This window comes from Pseudomonas sp. KBN12P06040 (genome assembly GCF_037574965.1).
Lineage (GTDB): Bacteria > Pseudomonadota > Gammaproteobacteria > Pseudomonadales > Pseudomonadaceae > Pseudomonas > Pseudomonas aeruginosa.
Genome location: NZ_JBBELS010000001.1, coordinates 5,675,634 through 5,692,270 on the forward strand (window position 1 = coordinate 5,675,634; position 16,637 = coordinate 5,692,270).

Here is a 16,637-nt window from a genome sequence, read left to right on the forward strand (position 1 = left end):
ATCTCGTGCGACAGAGGGAATGAGAGCCCGCAATGACGGGCGCCAACCCTGCGAGCGAAGAAGTCATGTCCCTACAACGCCCTATCCCCAGCCTGGCGCGTCCCTTGTCGCGCCTCTCCCCGCTCACCCTTGCCCTGCGCTGCGCCCTGCTCGGCCTGTCGGCGGTCGGCGCCGGCCTGCTCGGCGGCGGCCTGGCCCACGCGCAGAGCGTCGGCCAGCACAGCGCGGCTACCCGCCTGGACGACGCCACGCCGCGCAGCTACGACATCCCGGCGGGTTCGCTGGGCGCCTCCCTGGGCGCCTTCGCCAGCCAGTCGGGCCTGCTGCTGTCCTTCGACCCCGCGCTGACCCGCGGCCGCACCGCGCCGGCGCTCAAGGGCCGCTACAGCGTACTGGAAGGCTTGCAGCGAGTGCTGTCGAACACCGGCCTGCAGGTCGCGGCGGGAACCTCCGGCGCCTACCTGCTGGTCGAGCCGCGCATGTCCGGAGAAGCCCCGGCCGACCTGTCGCCGGTGGTGGTCTCGGCCGCCGAGCTGGCCGATCCGCAGAAGGAAACCTATACCGCGCCGCGCTCGTCGGTGTACCTCTCCAGCGAAGACATCGACCGCTTCGGCCGGGTTTCCGTGGGTGACCTGCTCCAGGGCATCCCGGGCGTACAGATCGGCGACAGCCGCAACGGTGGCGCGCTGGACGTCAACATCCGCGGCATCCAGGGGCAGAGCCGGGTGGCGGTGCGGGTCGACGGCGCGGAGCAGGCGCTGGACGTCTACCGAGGCTACGCCGGCACCCAGCAGCGCAGCTACATCGATCCCGACCTGGTCAGCAGCGTGACCGTCGACAAGGGTCCCTCGACCCGCTCGGGCGCGATCGGCGGCAGCGTGGAAATGCGCACCATCGGCGTCAAGGACATCCTGGTGGACGGCAAGGACCTCGGCATGCGCTTCACCGGCAACGTCTGGAACAACGGCGTCGCCCCGCAGCACCGCAGCGCCAGTTCGAAGACCGAGAATCTCAGCAGCGTGCCGCACGATGACCGCGGCAGCCTGTTCGGCTCCCAGGCCAAGTCCGGCAGCGCCGCCTTCGCCTACCGCAACGAGCATCTGGACCTGGTCGCCGCCTATGCGCAGCGCAATCAGGGCAACTACTTTTCCGGCAAGAAAGGCCAGGACCGCTATCGCGTCTACAACCGCTACGGTCGCGAGGAAAGCAGCGTAGCCAAGGTCTACAACGCAGGAGAGGAAGTGCTCAACTCGTCGTCGGAGACCGAGTCCTACCTGCTCAAGGCGACCTGGCGCATCGCCGACGAGCACACCCTGGACCTCGGCTATCGTCGCTACGACGGGCGCACCGGGGAGATCATGCCGTCGGACATCTTCCGTTTCGGCACCGCCGGCATCTACCAGTACCCATTGAGCGAAGTGAAGATCGACACCTACACCGCACGCTACCGTTACCTGCCCGAGAACAATCCGCTGGTGGACCTCAGTACCGGCCTGTGGATGACCGAGGCGAAGAGCGACATGCTGACCTCGGTGCTGGCACCGCGCTCCCAGGCCTATCGCTCCGACCGCAACTGGACGCGCCAGGACAACCGGCGCATCGGCGGCGACCTGAACAACGTGGCGCGCTTCGAAACCGACTTCGGCGATTTCAAGCTCGACCTCGGCGGCTCGTTCCAGGTAGAAGACATCCAGCCGCAGAAAAGCGTGGTCACCACCCTCCACGACATCAACGCCAACCGCACCCTGAGGGACGCCACCCGCCAGGAATACGGCCTCAACGGCAAGCTCGAGTTCAAGCCGGTCGAGCGCCTGACACTATGGGGCGGCGGCCGCTACAGCCACTTCAACAGCAAGGACAACGGCATCTCCGCCTCGCCGCGGCGCGAGGATCGCGACATGCGCTTCATCACGGTGAGCAGGCCCGGCTACTACGGCTCGATGATGTGGTTCCCCGACCAGAACGGCCAGTACACCGACGCCACCGATCCGCGCCTCAACAACGGCATCGTCACCAACAACACCAATAATCCGTTCGAAGGCATTCCCTTCGACGAGTTCGGCCCGGCCAACGTGACGGTCCATCCCTCGCGGGTCACCAACGTGGTCACCGGCTACAACTACAGCAAGAAGGGCAGCAGCCGCGGCGGCGGTTTCTCGCCGGCATTCGGGATCAATTTCGAGCTGGCCCCGGATACCTTCGTCTACGCCTCCTACACCGAAGGCCTGCGCCTGCCGTCGCTGTTCGAGACCAGCCAGGGCACTCTCCAGGTCGAGCCGGGCAAGGACCTCAAGCCCGAGCGTTCGCGCAGCTGGGAGATCGGTGCCAGCGCGCTGCGCGACAGCCTGTTGGCCGACGGCGACTCGGCGGCGATCAAGCTGGCCTACTTCAACAACACCATCAAGAACTACATCACCCGCTATTACGATCCGGGCCAGATGGGCCTGATGACCTTCAGCAACACCGACAGCTACCGCACCAGCGGTCTCGAACTGCAATCGCACTACGACGCAGGGCGGGTGTTCGCCGACCTGTCGGCGACCTACTACCTGAAGACCGAGACCTGCGACGCCGCCTTCGCCGCCAGGCTGCGCGCCGGCGCCAACCGCTACCAGCGCACCGAGAACACGCCGAACTGCACACCGGGCAGCTTCATGGGCTCCTATACCAACACGCAGAACCCGCCGCGGCTGGCGACCAACCTGACCGCCGGCCTGCGCTTCTTCGACCAGGCCCTGACCCTGGGCGGGCGCATGACCTATACCTCCGGCCCCACCGCCACGGCGGACAAGCCCTGGCAGGTCGGCGCCACCACACCGCAGATCGAGTACCGCTCGGTGCAGCTGTTCGACCTGTTCCTCAAGTACAAGCTGTTCGAGCACACCGAACTGAATGCCTCGCTGCAGAACCTTACCGACCGCTATTACCTCGACCCGCTGGCACAGAGTTTCATGCCCGCGCCCGGGCGTACCCTGCGGGTGGGGATGCAGGCGAAGTTCTGAGCCGCCCTCTCCCCCTCCAGGCGTTGTCGGCGGAGCGCCGCTCCGGTAGGGCGGATAACCGCCCAGCGGTTATCCGCCGAAGCACCGGGCCTCCCGCTCCCCGTCCCTCCGGAACTGTCCGGAGGAGCGGCGAGACAGCGTCCGTCACCACGACAACGGGTAACTCACCACCAGCCGCGTCTGGTCGAAGTCGCTGTTGAAGCTGCGTCGGTTGCTGGCGTGGTTGAGGCGCACGTTGAGCCGCGCCAGCGGACCGCTCTGCACGGTGTAGCCGAGTTCGACATCGCGCTCCCATTCCTTGCCGCCGCTACCGGCCTTGGTGGTGGCGTTCGAGCCATGGCCGTAGCGGACCATGCCGATCAGGCCGGGCCAGCCGAGGCCGACGAAATCGTAGTCGTAGCGAACCTGCCAGGAGCGTTCGTCGGCGTTGGTGAAGTTGCCGTTGAACATGTCGTTGCCCATGCTCCGCCCACTGCTGCCGTAGACCGACTGCCAGCCGCTGTCGCCGCCGACCTTCTGCAGGCCAAGGTAGAAGGTGTGCAGGCCGATGCCGGCAGAAAATAGGCCGTAGACGGTATGGCTGTCGATCTCGCCGGCGCGCGCGGCGCCGTCGTCGCGGTCGACGAACAGGCCGAGGTTGGCGCCCAGGGTCCAGTCGCCGACACGCTGCTTATGCAGCAGGTTGGCGTAGCTCTGCCGGTAGACGTCCTCCAGTTGCCCGTGCCACAGGCCCAGTTGGGTGCGCTCGCGGTTGAAGCGGTATTCGGCGCCGGCGTAGTTGAAACCGTCCGATTTCTGCGTCGGCGCGCTCCAGGCCGACAGGTCCTGCATGTCCGCCGAATTGCGCAGGCTCACCGCGTCGAAGCGTCCGGCCTGCAGGGCCAGGCCCGGCAGCTCTCGGGAAACCACGGCGAAGCCGCGGAACGTCTGCGGCAGCAGGCGTCCGTCGTCGTAGCGCAACAGCGGAATGTCCGGGAGCATCTCGCCGATCTTCAATTCGCTGGCCGAAACGCGCAGCTTGGCGACCACGCCGACACGCCCATAGTCGTCCGCCGCGCGACCGTCATCGTGCAACGGAAGAAGCTCGGAATTGCTGGTGCCACGTCCGCTGTTCAGCTTCACACCGAACAGGCCGATGGCGTCGAGGCCAACGCCGACCGGGCCCGGGGTATAGCCGGAACTGAACTTGAGGATGAAGCCCTGCGCCCACTCGTCCACCAGGCTCTTGCCGGCATCGTGGTCGCGGAAATCGCGGTTGAAGTAATAGTTGCGCAGGACCAGGTCGGTCTTCGCCTCCTCCAGGAAGCCGCCCTCGGCAGCTTGCGCGGCAAGACAGGCGAGCATCGGCAGGACCGCCCCTGCATTGCGCGGGACTGCGGTTTTACGACGGATTTTCATTGTTATTGTGCTCCGTTTTTCAGGGACGACCGGGCCCCGGCAGCCTCTGCGGGCCACCTAGCGACGACGGTCGGGTCAGCGGCGGGGCGCGGGCCCCGCCGCCAGGGTCAGAACGGGTACTGGCGCGGCGCGTGCTGCACGCTGATCCAGTGGTCGGTGGTGAATTCCTCGATGGCCCAGTCGCCGTTGAAGCGGCCAAGTCCGGAGTTCTTCTCGCCGCCGAAGGGCGCGTTGGCCTCGTCGTTCACCGGAATGTCGTTGACGTGGGTCATCCCCGCGCGAAGCTGGCGGGCAAAGCGCACCGCGCGTTCCAGGTCGCGGCTGAACACCGCGCTGGACAGCCCGTATTCGCTGGCGTTGGCCAACTCCAGCGCATGCGCCTCGTCGCGCGCGCGGAGCAGGCCGACCAGCGGGCCGAAGATTTCATCGCGGGCGATCTCCATCGTCGCGCTGACCTCGCCGAATACGTGCGGAGCCAGCAACTGCCCATCGACGCCGCCCTCGTACAGCGGCTTGGCGCCTTCCTGGCGGGCCAGGCGGATCTTTTCCAGCAGGCCTTCGAGCTGGCGCGCGTTGACGATCGGCCCGACCGCGGTATCGGCGCGCTGCGGATCGCCGACGCGGAGACCCTTGACCCGCTCGACGAAGCGCGCGGCGAAGGCGTCGTAGAGGCTGTCCTCGACGATGATGCGGTTGATCGCCATGCAGATCTGCCCCTGGTGGAGGAACTTGCCGAACACCGCGGCATTCACCGCCTGCTCCAGGTCGGCGTCGCCGAGCACCACGAACGGACTGTTGCCGCCCAGCTCCAGCGCCACGTGCTTGAGGTGCGCGCCGCCGCTGGCGATGCGGCCGATGTTGCGGCCCACCGGGGTCGACCCGGTGAAGGTCACCAGGCCCGGCACCGGGTGCTCGACGAAGGCGTCGCCGATCTCGCTGCCGGGGCCGACCACCACGCTGAACAGCCCGGCCGGCAGCCCGGCCTCTTCGAAGATCCGCGCCAGCAGCAGTCCGCCGCAGACCGGCGTGTCGCTGGCCGGCTTGACCACCACCGCGTTGCCCAGCGCCAGGGCCGGGGCGATGGAGCGCTGGGTCAGGTGCAGCGGGAAGTTCCACGGGCTGATCACCCCGACCACGCCGATGGCGCTGCGGTAGACCCGGCTTTCCTTGCCCGGCACGTCGGACTCGACGATGCGCCCGTGCACCCGTGCCGGGAACGACGCCGACTCCAGGGTGATCGCGCGCGCCGCGCCCCATTCGATCTCGGCCTTCAGGCGGGTGCTGCCGGACTCGCGGATGAGCCAGTCGACGATCTCCTCGTGGCGGCGGTCGAACACCTCCACCGCCTTGTACAGCACCGCCGCGCGTGCCGAGGGGCCAAGCGCGGCCCATGCCGGCTGGACCTCGGCGGCCTTGGCGTAGGCGGCACCGAGGTCGTCGCGGTCGGCCTGCTCGATCTCCAGCAGCAGGCTGCCGTCGAACGGATTGCTCACCTTCAGCCGGCGGCCGGCCCGGCCGTGGCGCCACTCGCCGGCCAGGGGCTGGAGACCGAGGTCGGTATAACGGGAATCGCTCATCGCTCTTCTCCTCTTTCGAAAATCACAGGGGTTTCTTCGCCGTCGCGTCGACGGACACTTCCGCCGGCACGCGCGGCCGCAGGTGGATGCAGGCGATCGCCAGCGCGCCGATCACGCCAGGCGCGGCGAAGGCCAGGAAGTTCTGCTGGAACGGCAGCTCCAGGGCCAGCAGGCTGCCGCCGAGCATCGGCCCGGCGATGGCGCCGAGGCGGCCGACACCGGCGGCCCAGCCGACCCCGGTGGAGCGCACCCAGGCCGGATAGAACTGCGCGGCGTAGGCATGGATCACCGCCAGGGTGCCGATGGTGGTGGCGCCGGCCACCACCAGCAGGCCGTTGAGCAGCCAGGGGCCTGGCCCCAGGCCGAGGGCCGCCAGGGAGGCCGCGGCCAGGGCGAAGAACAGCACCAGGGTGCGGCCGGCGCCGAGGCGGTCGGCCAGCCAGCCGCCGAACAACGCACCGAGGGTCGCCCCGACATTCAGGGTGACGAGGAACGCCAGGCTCGAACCGAGGGCGTAGCCGCCGCCGGCCATCAGCTTCGGCAACCAGGTGTTGAGCCCGTAGCTCATCAGCATGCACATGGCGAAGGCCACCCACAGCAAGAGGGTGCCCAGTGCCTGGCGCCCCTCGAACAACTGGGCGACCCGTCCGCTCGGCGCTTCGGCCGCGACAGCGTTCGCCCGCTCGGCGCCGGGCCGGTAGTCGGGATCGACCTTGCGCAGCAGCGCGTCCAGTTCGGCGCGGCGGCCCTTGAGTTCGAGGAACGCCGCCGACTCCGGCAACCAGCGCAACATCAGCGGCACCGCCAGTACCGGCAGCACCGCCACGTAGAACACCGATTGCCAGCCCCAGGCGGGGATCATGGCGATCGCCAGTAGCGCCGAGAGCACCGCGCCCACCGAGTAGAAGGCCGACATCACCGTGACCAGGGTGCTGCGCCGCCCGGCCGGAGCGAATTCGCTGATCAGGTTGATCGCGCTGGGCACCAGCGCGCCCAGCGCCAGGCCGGTGAAGAAGCGTCCGGCGCCCAGTTCCAGCGGGTCGCGGGCGTGCCCGGTGAGGAAGGCGGCGAGGCTCGCCAGCAGGGTGGTGGCGATCACCAGGCGGCGCCGGCCGAAACGGTCCGCCAGCGGCGCCAGCAGGGTGCCGCCGAAGAGCATGCCGAACAGCGCGCAACTGCCGAGGGTGCCGGCCTGCACCGGGCTCAGCTGCCACTCCTGCATCAAGCGTGGCACCACCGAGCCGTAGATGACCATGTCGTAGCCGTCGAACAGCATGATGAAACACCCCCAGCCGAGGATCAGCCAGTGAGTACGGTTAAAGCGGGCAGCGTCGATCACCGCCGCAGCGGATTGCCTGTTCATACCAACCTCTCTCTTGTTCTTGTTATGGGCGCACGCGGGCGTCGGTCGGCACCGCCCACTCTGGCATGGGGCGGCGCCGTGGAACATCAGGGTTCGATGGTTTGCGTCGGCACCTCGATCAAAACCGGGCGATCAGCGGCCAGGGCATGCTTCAAGGCACCTTCGAGCTCTTCGCGGGTGGCCGCGTGGAGTGCCTCGACGCCATAGCCGCGGGCGATCGCGCAGAAGTCCAGGCCGGGCACGTCGAGCCCCGGCGCATCGGGCACCTCGAGCACCCCGGCGAACCAGCGCAGGGCGCCGTAGGTACCGTTCTTGAGGATGATGAACACCGCCGGCACACGGTATTGCGCGGCGCTCCAGAGTGCGGTGATGCCATAGTTGGCCGAGCCGTCGCCGATGATCCCGATCACCTGCCGCCGCGGCTGCGCCAGTTGCGCGCCGACCGCCGCCGGCAGGCCGAAGCCGAGTCCGCCGGCGGCCGGGAAGAAGTAGCTGCCCGGCTCGCGCATCTCCACGCGCTGCCAGAAGGCAGTCACGGTGGAAGTCGACTCCTTGACGAAGATGGCGTCGCGCGGCGCCAGCGCATCGACCACGTCGAACACGGTTTCCGGCCGCAGCGGTCCGCCCTCCTCAGCCATCGCCGGCGGTCGCGGCAGCGCCTCGGGCAACGGCCGCGCACTGGGGCGGACCTGTTCGAGCAGTGCCTCGAGGGTCAGCGCGATGTCGCCGACCAACGCGTCGCCCATCGGCGCCCGTGCTGCTTCGCCGGGATCGCAGGTGACCTGCACCAGCTCGGCGCCGGCCGGCAGGTAGTCGCCGGGGGCGAACTGGTGATAGCGGAACACCGGCGCGCCGACCACCAGGATCAGGTCGTGGCCGTCCAGCAGCCGGCTGATCCCGGCGATGGCCGCCGGCAGCACGCCGCGGAAGCAGGCATGGCGGGTGGGGAACGGACAGCGCGAGGCCGACGGCGCGACCCAGGCCGGCATCCGCAGCTTCTCCGCCAGTTGCACGGCCAGGCCGTTGGCATTCGCCCCGTCGACGTCCGGACCGAGCACCAGCACCGGGTTGCGCGAGCGCGACAGGCGCTCGCCGAGTTCGGCCAGCAATGCCGGCGCCGGCAGCGCGGCGCCGCTGACCTGGCGCGCGGCCAGGTGTTCGACGCCGGCCGGCGCCGGTTGCGCCCAGTCGTCGTAGGGAATCGACAGGTACACCGGCGCCCGCGGCGGCAGGCTGGCGGTCTGGATCGCCTGGCTCAACGCGCGCGGCACATCCTGGGCGCAGGCCGGCTCGTGGCTCCATTTCACCAGCGGCTTGGGCAGTTGTCCGGCATCGACGTTGGCGAGCATCGCCTCGACCCCGATCATCGAGCGCACCTGCTGCCCGGCGGTGATGACCAGGGGGCTATGGGAGTACCAGGCGTTGGTCAGCGCGCCCATGCCGTTGCCGGTGCCCGCCGCCGCATGCAGGTTGACGAAGGCCGGGCGGCCGCTGGCCAGGGCGAAGCCATCGGCCATGCCGACCACCGCGCCCTCGTGCAGGCCGAGGATGTAGCGGAAATCCTCGGGGAAGTCCTTGAGGAACGGCAGCTCGTTGGAGCCGGGGTTGCCGAAGACGGTGGTCAGGCCGTGGCGACGGAGGATCTCGTAAGACGCGGAATGGACGGTTTTCATGCAGGCCTTCAAGCTCGTTTCCTGGATTTGCGCTACTGTTGCAGCCGCTCGATAATCAATCAAATCGATACTCTTTCTATAAAAAATAGAACTGGTCTATATGAGTCCGATCGATCTCAACCTGATCCGCACCTTCGTCACCCTCTACGAAGCGGGCAGCGTGACCCTCGCCGCGGAGCGCCTGTTCGTCACCCAGCCATCGGTGAGCTACGCCCTGGCGCGCCTGCGCGAACTGTTCGACGACGCTTTGTTCACCCGCACCCGCGACGGCATCCAGCCGACCTTCGTCGCCGAGCAGCTCTACGGCACCTTCCGCGAGTCGCTGACGCGCATCGAGGGCGCGGTACAGAGCGTTCGCCACTTCGATCCGGCGACCACCGAGCGACGTTTCCGCATCGCCCTCACCGATCTCGGCGAAGTGGGTTTCCTCTCGCTGATCCTCGAACGCCTGACCCGCGACGCGCCGTTCGCCGAAGTGGAAGTGCTGCCGCTGCAGGTGGACGAGGTCGGCGCCTGGCTGAGCAGCGCCAAGGTCGACGCGGCGATCTGCCGCCAGCCGGTGCCCGGCGCGCGCAGCCAACGGGTCCTGCACGAGCGCTACGTGTGCCTGCTCAGCGACCGCCACCCACGGATCGGCGACAGCCTGAGCCTGGAGCAGTACCTGGCCGAGCGGCACATCGTGGTGACCCGCACCTCCGGCCACGGCATCGCCGAGGACGTGCTCGAGGCCATGCAGGTGCAGCGCCGCATCAGCCTGCGGGTGCCGCACTTCTCGGTGCTGCCGAAGATCATTCCCGGTACCGAGCTGCTGACCATCCTGCCGGCGCAGATCGCCTATCGCTTCGTCGCCGAAGGCGGCATGCGCATGCTCGAACTGCCCTTCACCCTGCCGCCGTTCGACGTCTCCCTGCACTGGCACGAGAGCAGCGAACGCTCGGCGGCGCTGAACTGGTTCCGTACCACCATCGCCGAGGCGATCATCGCCGCCCAGCGCTGAAACGCCGGCGGCCCTCACGCAGCGTCTCCCAGCGTCGGCGAGCGCTCGCGACGCCGCGCACCGAGCAGCGGCAACACGGCGGCCGCGGCGACGAACACCGCCGCGAACGCCCCATAGAGGGACAGCGGCTGCCAGCCGTCGTCGAGCAGGAGCCCGGCCACCAGCGGCGAGAGGATCGCCCCGCCGCGACCGACGCCGATCCCCCAGCCGACCCCGGTGGCGCGCACCGAAGCGTCGTAGAGGCTCGGCGCCAGGGCATACAGGCCGGCCACGCAGGCGTTGGCGCAAAGCCCGATCAGCAGTCCCAGCGGCAAGGCCGCGCCGGGCAGCCCGGCGCTCAGCGAGAACAGCGCGAGCAGAGCGGCAGTAAGCAGCATGAACAGCGCCAGCACCCGTTCCAGGCGAAAGCGCGCGGCAAGCCCGCCGAGCAAGGCGGCACCGAAGATCCCGCCGATGCTCAGCAGGGTGCCGCCGGTGATGCCCTGGGCGGTGGACAGGCCGGCGGCGACCAGCAGCTTCGGCGTCCAGCTCATGATGAAGTAGAAGCCGAACATCACCAGGAAGAACAGCGCCCAGAGCAGCAGCGTGGTGCGTCGCTGGGCGACGCAGAGCAACCGGGCGAGGCGGCTACCGTGCTCCGCTCCGCCGCCAGGCGGGCTCGGCAGTTCGGCGAGCGCCGCGCGGCCCAGGCGCCGGGCCAGCGCGTTGACCCGTTGCAACGCCCGCGGCGGCCGGCGCGCCAGGAGGAAGTCCAGCGACTCCGGCAGGCACAGGCAGACCAGCGGGATCACCGCCAGGGTCAGGCCAGCGCCGAAGACGAACACCGAGCGCCAGCCCCAGGCGCCGATCAGCCATACCGCGAGCAGTCCGCCAAGGGTCGCGCCGAGCGCGTAGCCGGTGGATTGCAGGCTTACCGCCAGGCCGCGCCAACGGCGCGAGGCGTACTCGCTGGCGATCACGTTGCTGCTGGCGAGGATGCCGCCGATACCCAGTCCGGTCAGCCCACGCAGCAACGCCAGTTGCCAGGCCGCCTGGCTCAGTGCCGAGGCGAGCATGCCCAGGCCCGACAGCGCCAGGCAGGCGAGGATCAGCGGGCGGCGCCCCCAGCGGTCGGCCCAGGGCGCGATGAACAGCGAGCCGGCGGCCATGCCGAAGAGGCCGGCGCTGAGCAGCAGGCCGATCTCGGCGCCGCCCAGGTTCCATTCGGCGGCCACCGAGGATGCGGTGAAGGCCATCACCAGCACGTCGAAGCCATCGATCAGGTTGAGCACGATGCACACAGCCACCGCCAGCCACTGGAACGGCCGCATCGGTTCGTCGTCGAGAGCGCGGCGCAAGTCCCGGTTCATGGGCGGCCCTCCCCGAGCGGACAGGAAAGAAGCGACGGCAGGCGGGAGCGAGGCGCGGGAATGCAGGAATCCATCATCGGGAAGACCCTTTTCTTGTTGTTGTAGGCACGGCAAGCGCAGGCACCCTGGCACCGTTGCGTCGATGCCGCAATCCTATTGGATCCATTTGTGCGACAAGAAAACGGATGGCCAGCGGATATCCCACTGTCAGCGAAATCCGAGAAAGGCTCTGGAACGAGATAATTGAGCAATTTTTTCCTGAAGTTTTTTATGTTCGACTATCGAACGGATTATTTTTTGTACAGAAACGGTTGACTTGGAAAAGTTGCCTCGCGAATCATTGGATCCAATTACAAAAACAACGAGAGGATCCGACGATGTTTCCGAAGAACGCCTGGTACGTGGCCTGCACCCCCGACGAACTGGCCGGCAAGCCGCTCGGCCGACGCATCTGCGACGAGCCGATGGTTTTCTACCGAGGCGAGGACGGCCGCGTGGCGGCCCTCGAGGATTTCTGCCCGCACCGTGGCGCGCCGCTGTCGCTGGGCTTCGTCGAGGACGGCGTGCTGGTCTGCGGCTACCACGGCCTGGCGATGGGCGAGGACGGTCGCACCCGCGCGATGCCCGGCCAGCGGGTCCGCGGCTTCCCCTGCATCCGTCGCTTCCCGGTGCAGGAGCGGCACGGCTTCGTCTGGGTTTGGCCGGGCGCGGAAGAACAGGCCGACGCCGCGCTGATACCCCGCCTGGAATGGGCGGAAAGCCCCGATTGGGCCTATGGCGGCGGGCTGTACCACATCCACTGCGACTATCGCCTGATGATCGATAACCTGATGGACCTGACCCACGAGACCTATGTCCATGCGTCCAGCATCGGCCAGAAGGAAATCGACGAGGCCGCGCCGACCACGCGGGTGGAAGGCGACGAGGTGATCACCAGCCGCCACATGCAGAATGTCATGGCCCCGCCGTTCTGGCGCATGGCCCTGCGCGGCAACGGCCTGGCCGACGACGTGGCGGTGGACCGCTGGCAGATCTGCCGCTTCACGCCGCCCAGCCACGTGCTGATCGAGGTCGGCGTGGCCCACGCCGGCCACGGCGGCTACCAGGCGCCGGCGGAGCGCAAGGCGGCGAGCATCGTGGTCGACTTCATCACCCCGGAGAGCGCCACTTCCATCTGGTACTTCTGGGGCATGGCGCGCAACTTCCAGGCCCACGACCAGGCGCTTACCGAGAGCATTCGCGAAGGCCAGGGAAAGATCTTCGGCGAAGACCTGGAAATGCTCGAAAGCCAACAGCGCAACCTGCTGCGCCATCCACGGCGCGACCTGCTGAAACTGAACATCGACGCCGGCGGCGTGCAGGCCCGGCGCATCATCGAGCGCCTGCTGGCGGACGAGCGCCAGGCCGCCGCCCCCAACCGCGCCCAGGCCTGACGGGAGCCTTCGCCATGATCGAGGTCATCGTCGGCGCCATCCGCCTGGAGGCGCAGGATATCCACAGCTTCGAACTGTTCCGGGCCGACGGGGCGGCACTGCCGTCCTTCGAGCCGGGCGCGCACATCGACCTGCACCTGCCCAACGGCCTGGTCCGCCAGTACTCCCTCTGCGGCCCCGCCGAACGGCCGCGCCACTACCGTATCGCCGTACTCCGCTGCCGCGACTCGCGCGGCGGCTCGGCCACGCTGCACGCCGAACTGCGGGTCGGCCAGCGGCTGCGCATCGGCGAGCCGCGCAATCTCTTCCCGCTGTCGCCGGAGCCCGGTCCGCGCCTGCTGTTCGCCGGCGGCATCGGCATCACGCCGCTGCTGGCGATGGCCGAACGCCTGGCCCGCGATGGCGCCGACTTCCAGTTGCACTACTGCGCGCATTCCGCCGAGCGCGCGGCCTTCGTCGACTATCTTGACCGGTGCGCCTTCGCCGACCGCGTGCACTGCCACTTCGACCACGGCGACAGCAGCCGCCGCGCGGACCTTCGCGCCCTGCTGGCGGCCAGTCCGCGCGACGCCCAGCTATACCTTTGCGGGCCGGCGGGCTTCATGCAGTGGATCGAAGAAAGCGCCCGCGAACTGGGCTGGGAAGCAAGCCGCTTGCATCGCGAGCACTTCGCCGCCGCGCCACGGGACGCCAATGCGGACGGCACCTTCGAAGTGCAGTTGGCGAGCAACGGGGCGCTGATCCGGGTCGCCGCCGGGCAGACCGTGCTGGCGGCCCTGCGCGAAGCCGGGGTGGACCTGCCGGCCTCCTGCGAGCAGGGCATCTGCGGCACCTGCCTGACCCGCGTGCTGGACGGCGAGCCGGAGCATCGCGACCTCTACCTCAGCGAAGAGGAGCAAGCCGCCAACGATTGCTTCACGCCCTGCTGTTCGCGTTCGCGCAGCCCACGGCTGGTGCTGGATCTCTAGTCGGCGGCGACGTCGCCGTGAAGCACGGTGACGCCCTTCCGCGCCGGATCGAAGTAGTCGGCATAGCGCAGGGTCGCGTTGGCGTGCTCGCGCATGATCGCCTCGGCGCGCGCCCCCTGGCCGTTGACCAGCGCGTCGACCACCGCGTGGTGCTGCATGTGGGCGAAGTTGAAACGGCGGAATTCCTGCTCGAGATTGTCGCGATCCACCGCCAGGGCGCTCACCGAGGCGAACGGCAGGTGGTCGTTGCGCGCCAGCGCCACGGCGATCGCCGGGTTGCCACTGGCCTCGATGATGGTGCGGTGGAAACGCATGTTCATGCGCTGGTAGCGCTCCAGCTCCTCCAGCAGGACCTGGCCGTTGGCGAACAATCGGTCGCCCTCGGCCAGGCATTCCTCCAGGGTCGCCCGTGCCTCGGCGGACAGCCCGCGCTCGGCCGCCTGGCGTGCCGCCAGGCCTTCCAGAACGCCGCGCACCTCGACCGCGCCGGCGATATCCTCGCGGGTCACCGCGCGCACCCTGTAGCCGCGCCCGGTCTTGCACAGCAGGCCTTCCTGCTCGAGGGTACGCAGGGCGATGCGCACCGGCATGCGCGAGACCTGCAGGCGTTCGGCGGTGGGAATCTCGACGATGCGCTCGCCGGCGGCGAGTTCGCCGGAAGCGATCAGCTTGCGCAGCTCGGCCAGCACGCGTTGGCCCGGTTTGCTCATGGAATTCGCTTATTCGATCGGGACGACCGGGGCATCATAGCGCGCCCCGGCCGCCTCCGCCGGTCAGCTTTCGCGGTGGATGGCGAAGCCGGCCCAGGACTGGCTCACCGGCATGATCTCGAGGCTGTTGATGTTCAGGTGGGCGGGCTGGTTCATGATCCAGAAGATGGTCTCGGCGATGTCTTCCGGCTGGATCGGATGGGCCCCGGCGTAGGTCTTGTCGTAGCGCGCCTGGTCGCCGCCGAAGCGGACCAGGGAGAACTCGCTCTCGCACAGCCCCGGCTCGAGGTTGGTCACGCGCACCCCGGTGCCCTGCAGGTCGCAACGCAGGTTCAGGGAGAATTGCTCGACGAAGGCCTTGGTGCCGCCGTAGACATGGCTACCCGGATAGGGCCACTTGCCGGCCACCGAACCCAGGTTGACGATGCTCGCCCCGGCGCCGTGGGCGATCAGCCGCGGCAGCAGCAGGCGCGTGCTGTAGAGCAGGCCCTTGATGTTGGTGTCGACCATGGTGTCCCAGTCGTCCAGGTCGCAGGACTGCGCCGGGTCGGTGCCCAGCGCCAGGCCGGCGTTGTTGATCAGGCCGCGCAGGGTGGCGAACTCTTCCGGCAGGTTGTCCACGGCCGCGCTCATCGCCGCGCGGTCGCGCACGTCCAGGGTCAGCGGCAACACCCGGGTCTTCGCCGAAAGCTCGCCGGCCAGGGCCTGCAGACGCTCCTCGCGACGGCCGGTGAGCACCAGCGACCAGCCGGCCTCGGCGAAACGACGGGCGCAGGCTTCGCCGAAGCCTGAGGTGGCGCCGGTGATGAACAGGGTGGACGACATGGGCATCTCCTCGTACGGGGCGGAAAAACGATATCCGGGGATTCTAGAGCCTCGCCGTGCCCGGTTGGCCATACAGTTGCGCACGAGTTTGCCGAGGCGTCTGCTCAAAAAACGACCAACCTCGCGGAACCCGCACCGTCCTTGGGCCGCAGCGAACAGCCACCAACTTGTCCACAGGGCGTCGCACAGTTTTCCTGAACAACTGTGGCAGCGGCATGACCACGCGCTGGGGATAAGTGCCCCGGCGCGAGCACTGATCATTTTCTGACCAGCCACGCCTAACCCTCGCCAATTCAAGGGCTTGGCGGTTCTTACCCACCTTATCCACAAGCCCCCGCACAGAAATCCTGAACAACCTCAGGCGGCGTTATCCACAACCCGGCGCGCGGCGACCAGGTCCTCCAGCGCATAACCCACCGACTTGAACAGGGTGATTTCCCCGGGATCGCCGCGCCGCCCTGCCCCGCCCAGCAAGTCGCGCAGTTCGGTGGATATCGCCTCGCGCCCGATGGCGCCTTCGGCGATCGCCTGCAACAAGTCGCCAGCCTCTTCCAGCGCGCCTGCGCGGGTATCCACCACGACCCGCGCGCGCGCCACCGCCAGGGCGTCAGTCTCGCGCATGGACGGCAGGAAGGCGCCGACCAGGTCGAGATGGACGCCCGGCTTCAGCCATGCGCCGCGCACCAGCGCTTCGCGGGAGGTGGTAACGCAACTGACGCAATCGGCCGCCTCCACCGCCGCGCGCAACCCGTCGGCCGCTCGCGCCGGGTAGCCCTCCGCGCGCAGCCGGGCGGCCAGCGCGGCGGCCTTGGCCGGATCGCGGCCCCAGATGTCGATGTGGCGATAGTCGCGCACGCAGGCGTGGGCCCGCACCATGTGCGCAGCCAGGGTTCCGCAGCCGACCACCAGCAGGCGCCGCGCATCGTCCCGCACCAGGTAGTCGGCGGCCAGCGCCGAGCTGCAGGCGGTACGCCGGGCGGTCAACTCCGAAGCCTCCAGCAACGCCAGCGGGCGACCGTCTTCGCCGTCGAACAGAGCGAACACCGCGGCCACCGCCGGCAGGCCACGCGCCCCATTGCCAGGGAACACCGTCACCAGTTTCACGCCGATCCCCTCACCGGCCTGCCACACCGGCATCTGTAGCAGCGAGGCCTGCGCCGGCAAGGCATGGCAGCTGCGTAGCGGCGCACTGCAAGGCTTGGCCAGGCCGATGCGCAACGCCTCGATCAGTTGTGGATAGGACAGGCGCTCGGCGACCTCGGCGTTGCTGAAAAAGCGCAGGCTGTGCATAAGTCGAGTTTCCTCCGTGGCTCCAGGGCAGCGCCCGCCCCGGCGGCCAGGC

Annotated in this window: 12 protein-coding genes; 4 read left to right on the top strand and 8 right to left on the bottom strand. The window is 68.6% G+C overall.

Features of this window, described 5'->3' with window-relative positions:
• Positions 1-65 precede the first annotated feature (65 nt).
• The gene (locus tag VQ067_RS26845; RefSeq protein WP_277424053.1) at positions 66-3,002 is read left to right on the top strand and encodes a TonB-dependent receptor; all 2,937 of its coding nucleotides are present in this window, start codon (positions 66-68) and stop codon (positions 3,000-3,002) included.
• A 144-nt stretch (positions 3,003-3,146) separates the two neighbouring features.
• On the opposite strand, the gene VQ067_RS26850 is transcribed toward VQ067_RS26845, so the two are convergent.
• From VQ067_RS26850 to mdlC, 4 genes are all read right to left on the bottom strand, one after another.
• Entirely contained in the window at positions 3,147-4,400 is a 1,254-nt protein-coding gene (locus VQ067_RS26850; protein WP_033984403.1) for an OprD family porin, read from the bottom strand.
• Positions 4,401-4,507: 107 nt separating this feature from the next.
• The gene (locus VQ067_RS26855) at positions 4,508-5,977 is read right to left on the bottom strand and encodes an aldehyde dehydrogenase family protein (RefSeq protein ID WP_033990025.1); all 1,470 of its coding nucleotides are present in this window, start codon (positions 5,975-5,977) and stop codon (positions 4,508-4,510) included.
• Between the two features lie 22 nt (positions 5,978-5,999).
• Positions 6,000-7,340: an MFS transporter gene (locus tag VQ067_RS26860; RefSeq protein WP_003135480.1), complete on the bottom strand. Its 1,341-nt coding sequence runs from the start codon at positions 7,338-7,340 to the stop codon at positions 6,000-6,002.
• A gap of 86 nt (positions 7,341-7,426) precedes the next feature.
• Positions 7,427-9,013, bottom strand: coding sequence for a benzoylformate decarboxylase (gene mdlC / locus VQ067_RS26865; protein ID WP_015503737.1), 1,587 nt, complete (start codon positions 9,011-9,013; stop codon positions 7,427-7,429).
• Positions 9,014-9,113: 100 nt separating this feature from the next.
• Between mdlC and VQ067_RS26870 the strand changes: the two genes are divergently transcribed.
• Positions 9,114-10,010, top strand: a complete 897-nt coding sequence (locus VQ067_RS26870; RefSeq protein ID WP_003095545.1) for a LysR family transcriptional regulator — start codon at positions 9,114-9,116, stop codon at positions 10,008-10,010.
• 14 nt (positions 10,011-10,024) lie between these two features.
• Here VQ067_RS26870 and VQ067_RS26875 read toward each other — a convergent pair whose 3' ends face one another.
• Positions 10,025-11,359, bottom strand: a complete 1,335-nt coding sequence (locus VQ067_RS26875) for an MFS transporter (RefSeq protein WP_003095547.1) — start codon at positions 11,357-11,359, stop codon at positions 10,025-10,027.
• Between the two features lie 377 nt (positions 11,360-11,736).
• Here VQ067_RS26875 and VQ067_RS26880 point away from each other — a divergent pair, with 377 nt between their 5' ends.
• Positions 11,737-12,792 carry an aromatic ring-hydroxylating dioxygenase subunit alpha gene (locus VQ067_RS26880; protein ID WP_003099966.1) on the top strand — a complete coding sequence of 352 codons (1,056 nt, stop codon included), beginning with the start codon at positions 11,737-11,739 and terminating at the stop codon, positions 12,790-12,792.
• Positions 12,793-12,806: 14 nt separating this feature from the next.
• Positions 12,807-13,760: a PDR/VanB family oxidoreductase gene (locus tag VQ067_RS26885; protein WP_003135490.1), complete on the top strand. Its 954-nt coding sequence runs from the start codon at positions 12,807-12,809 to the stop codon at positions 13,758-13,760.
• On the opposite strand, the gene VQ067_RS26890 is transcribed toward VQ067_RS26885, so the two are convergent.
• The 3 genes from VQ067_RS26890 to VQ067_RS26900 all read right to left on the bottom strand — a co-directional run bounded on the left by VQ067_RS26890 (position 13,757) and on the right by VQ067_RS26900 (position 16,585).
• Positions 13,757-14,470, bottom strand: coding sequence for a GntR family transcriptional regulator (locus VQ067_RS26890; protein ID WP_003109450.1), 714 nt, complete (start codon positions 14,468-14,470; stop codon positions 13,757-13,759). The two genes, VQ067_RS26885 and VQ067_RS26890, sit on opposite strands and share 4 nt — an antisense overlap.
• A gap of 63 nt (positions 14,471-14,533) precedes the next feature.
• A complete protein-coding gene (locus tag VQ067_RS26895; RefSeq protein WP_003095557.1) occupies positions 14,534-15,295 on the bottom strand; it encodes an SDR family oxidoreductase in 762 nt (253 codons plus the stop codon).
• Positions 15,296-15,652: 357 nt separating this feature from the next.
• Entirely contained in the window at positions 15,653-16,585 is a 933-nt protein-coding gene (locus VQ067_RS26900) for an ornithine cyclodeaminase family protein (RefSeq protein WP_033956952.1), read from the bottom strand.
• Positions 16,586-16,637: the final 52 nt, after the last annotated feature.

Excerpts from the sequence above, each read along its gene's own strand:
- VQ067_RS26845 (WP_277424053.1), top strand. The coding sequence starts at position 66 with ATGTCCCTACAACGCCCTATCCCCAGCCTGGCGCGTCCCTTGTCGCGC.
- VQ067_RS26850 (WP_033984403.1), bottom strand. The coding sequence starts at position 4,400 with ATGAAAATCCGTCGTAAAACCGCAGTCCCGCGCAATGCAGGGGCGGTC.
- VQ067_RS26855 (WP_033990025.1), bottom strand. The coding sequence starts at position 5,977 with ATGAGCGATTCCCGTTATACCGACCTCGGTCTCCAGCCCCTGGCCGGC.
- VQ067_RS26860 (WP_003135480.1), bottom strand. The coding sequence starts at position 7,340 with ATGAACAGGCAATCCGCTGCGGCGGTGATCGACGCTGCCCGCTTTAAC.
- mdlC (WP_015503737.1), bottom strand. The coding sequence starts at position 9,013 with ATGAAAACCGTCCATTCCGCGTCTTACGAGATCCTCCGTCGCCACGGC.
- VQ067_RS26870 (WP_003095545.1), top strand. The coding sequence starts at position 9,114 with ATGAGTCCGATCGATCTCAACCTGATCCGCACCTTCGTCACCCTCTAC.
- VQ067_RS26875 (WP_003095547.1), bottom strand. The coding sequence starts at position 11,359 with ATGAACCGGGACTTGCGCCGCGCTCTCGACGACGAACCGATGCGGCCG.
- VQ067_RS26880 (WP_003099966.1), top strand. The coding sequence starts at position 11,737 with ATGTTTCCGAAGAACGCCTGGTACGTGGCCTGCACCCCCGACGAACTG.
- VQ067_RS26885 (WP_003135490.1), top strand. The coding sequence starts at position 12,807 with ATGATCGAGGTCATCGTCGGCGCCATCCGCCTGGAGGCGCAGGATATC.
- VQ067_RS26890 (WP_003109450.1), bottom strand. The coding sequence starts at position 14,470 with ATGAGCAAACCGGGCCAACGCGTGCTGGCCGAGCTGCGCAAGCTGATC.
- VQ067_RS26895 (WP_003095557.1), bottom strand. The coding sequence starts at position 15,295 with ATGTCGTCCACCCTGTTCATCACCGGCGCCACCTCAGGCTTCGGCGAA.
- VQ067_RS26900 (WP_033956952.1), bottom strand. The coding sequence starts at position 16,585 with ATGCACAGCCTGCGCTTTTTCAGCAACGCCGAGGTCGCCGAGCGCCTG.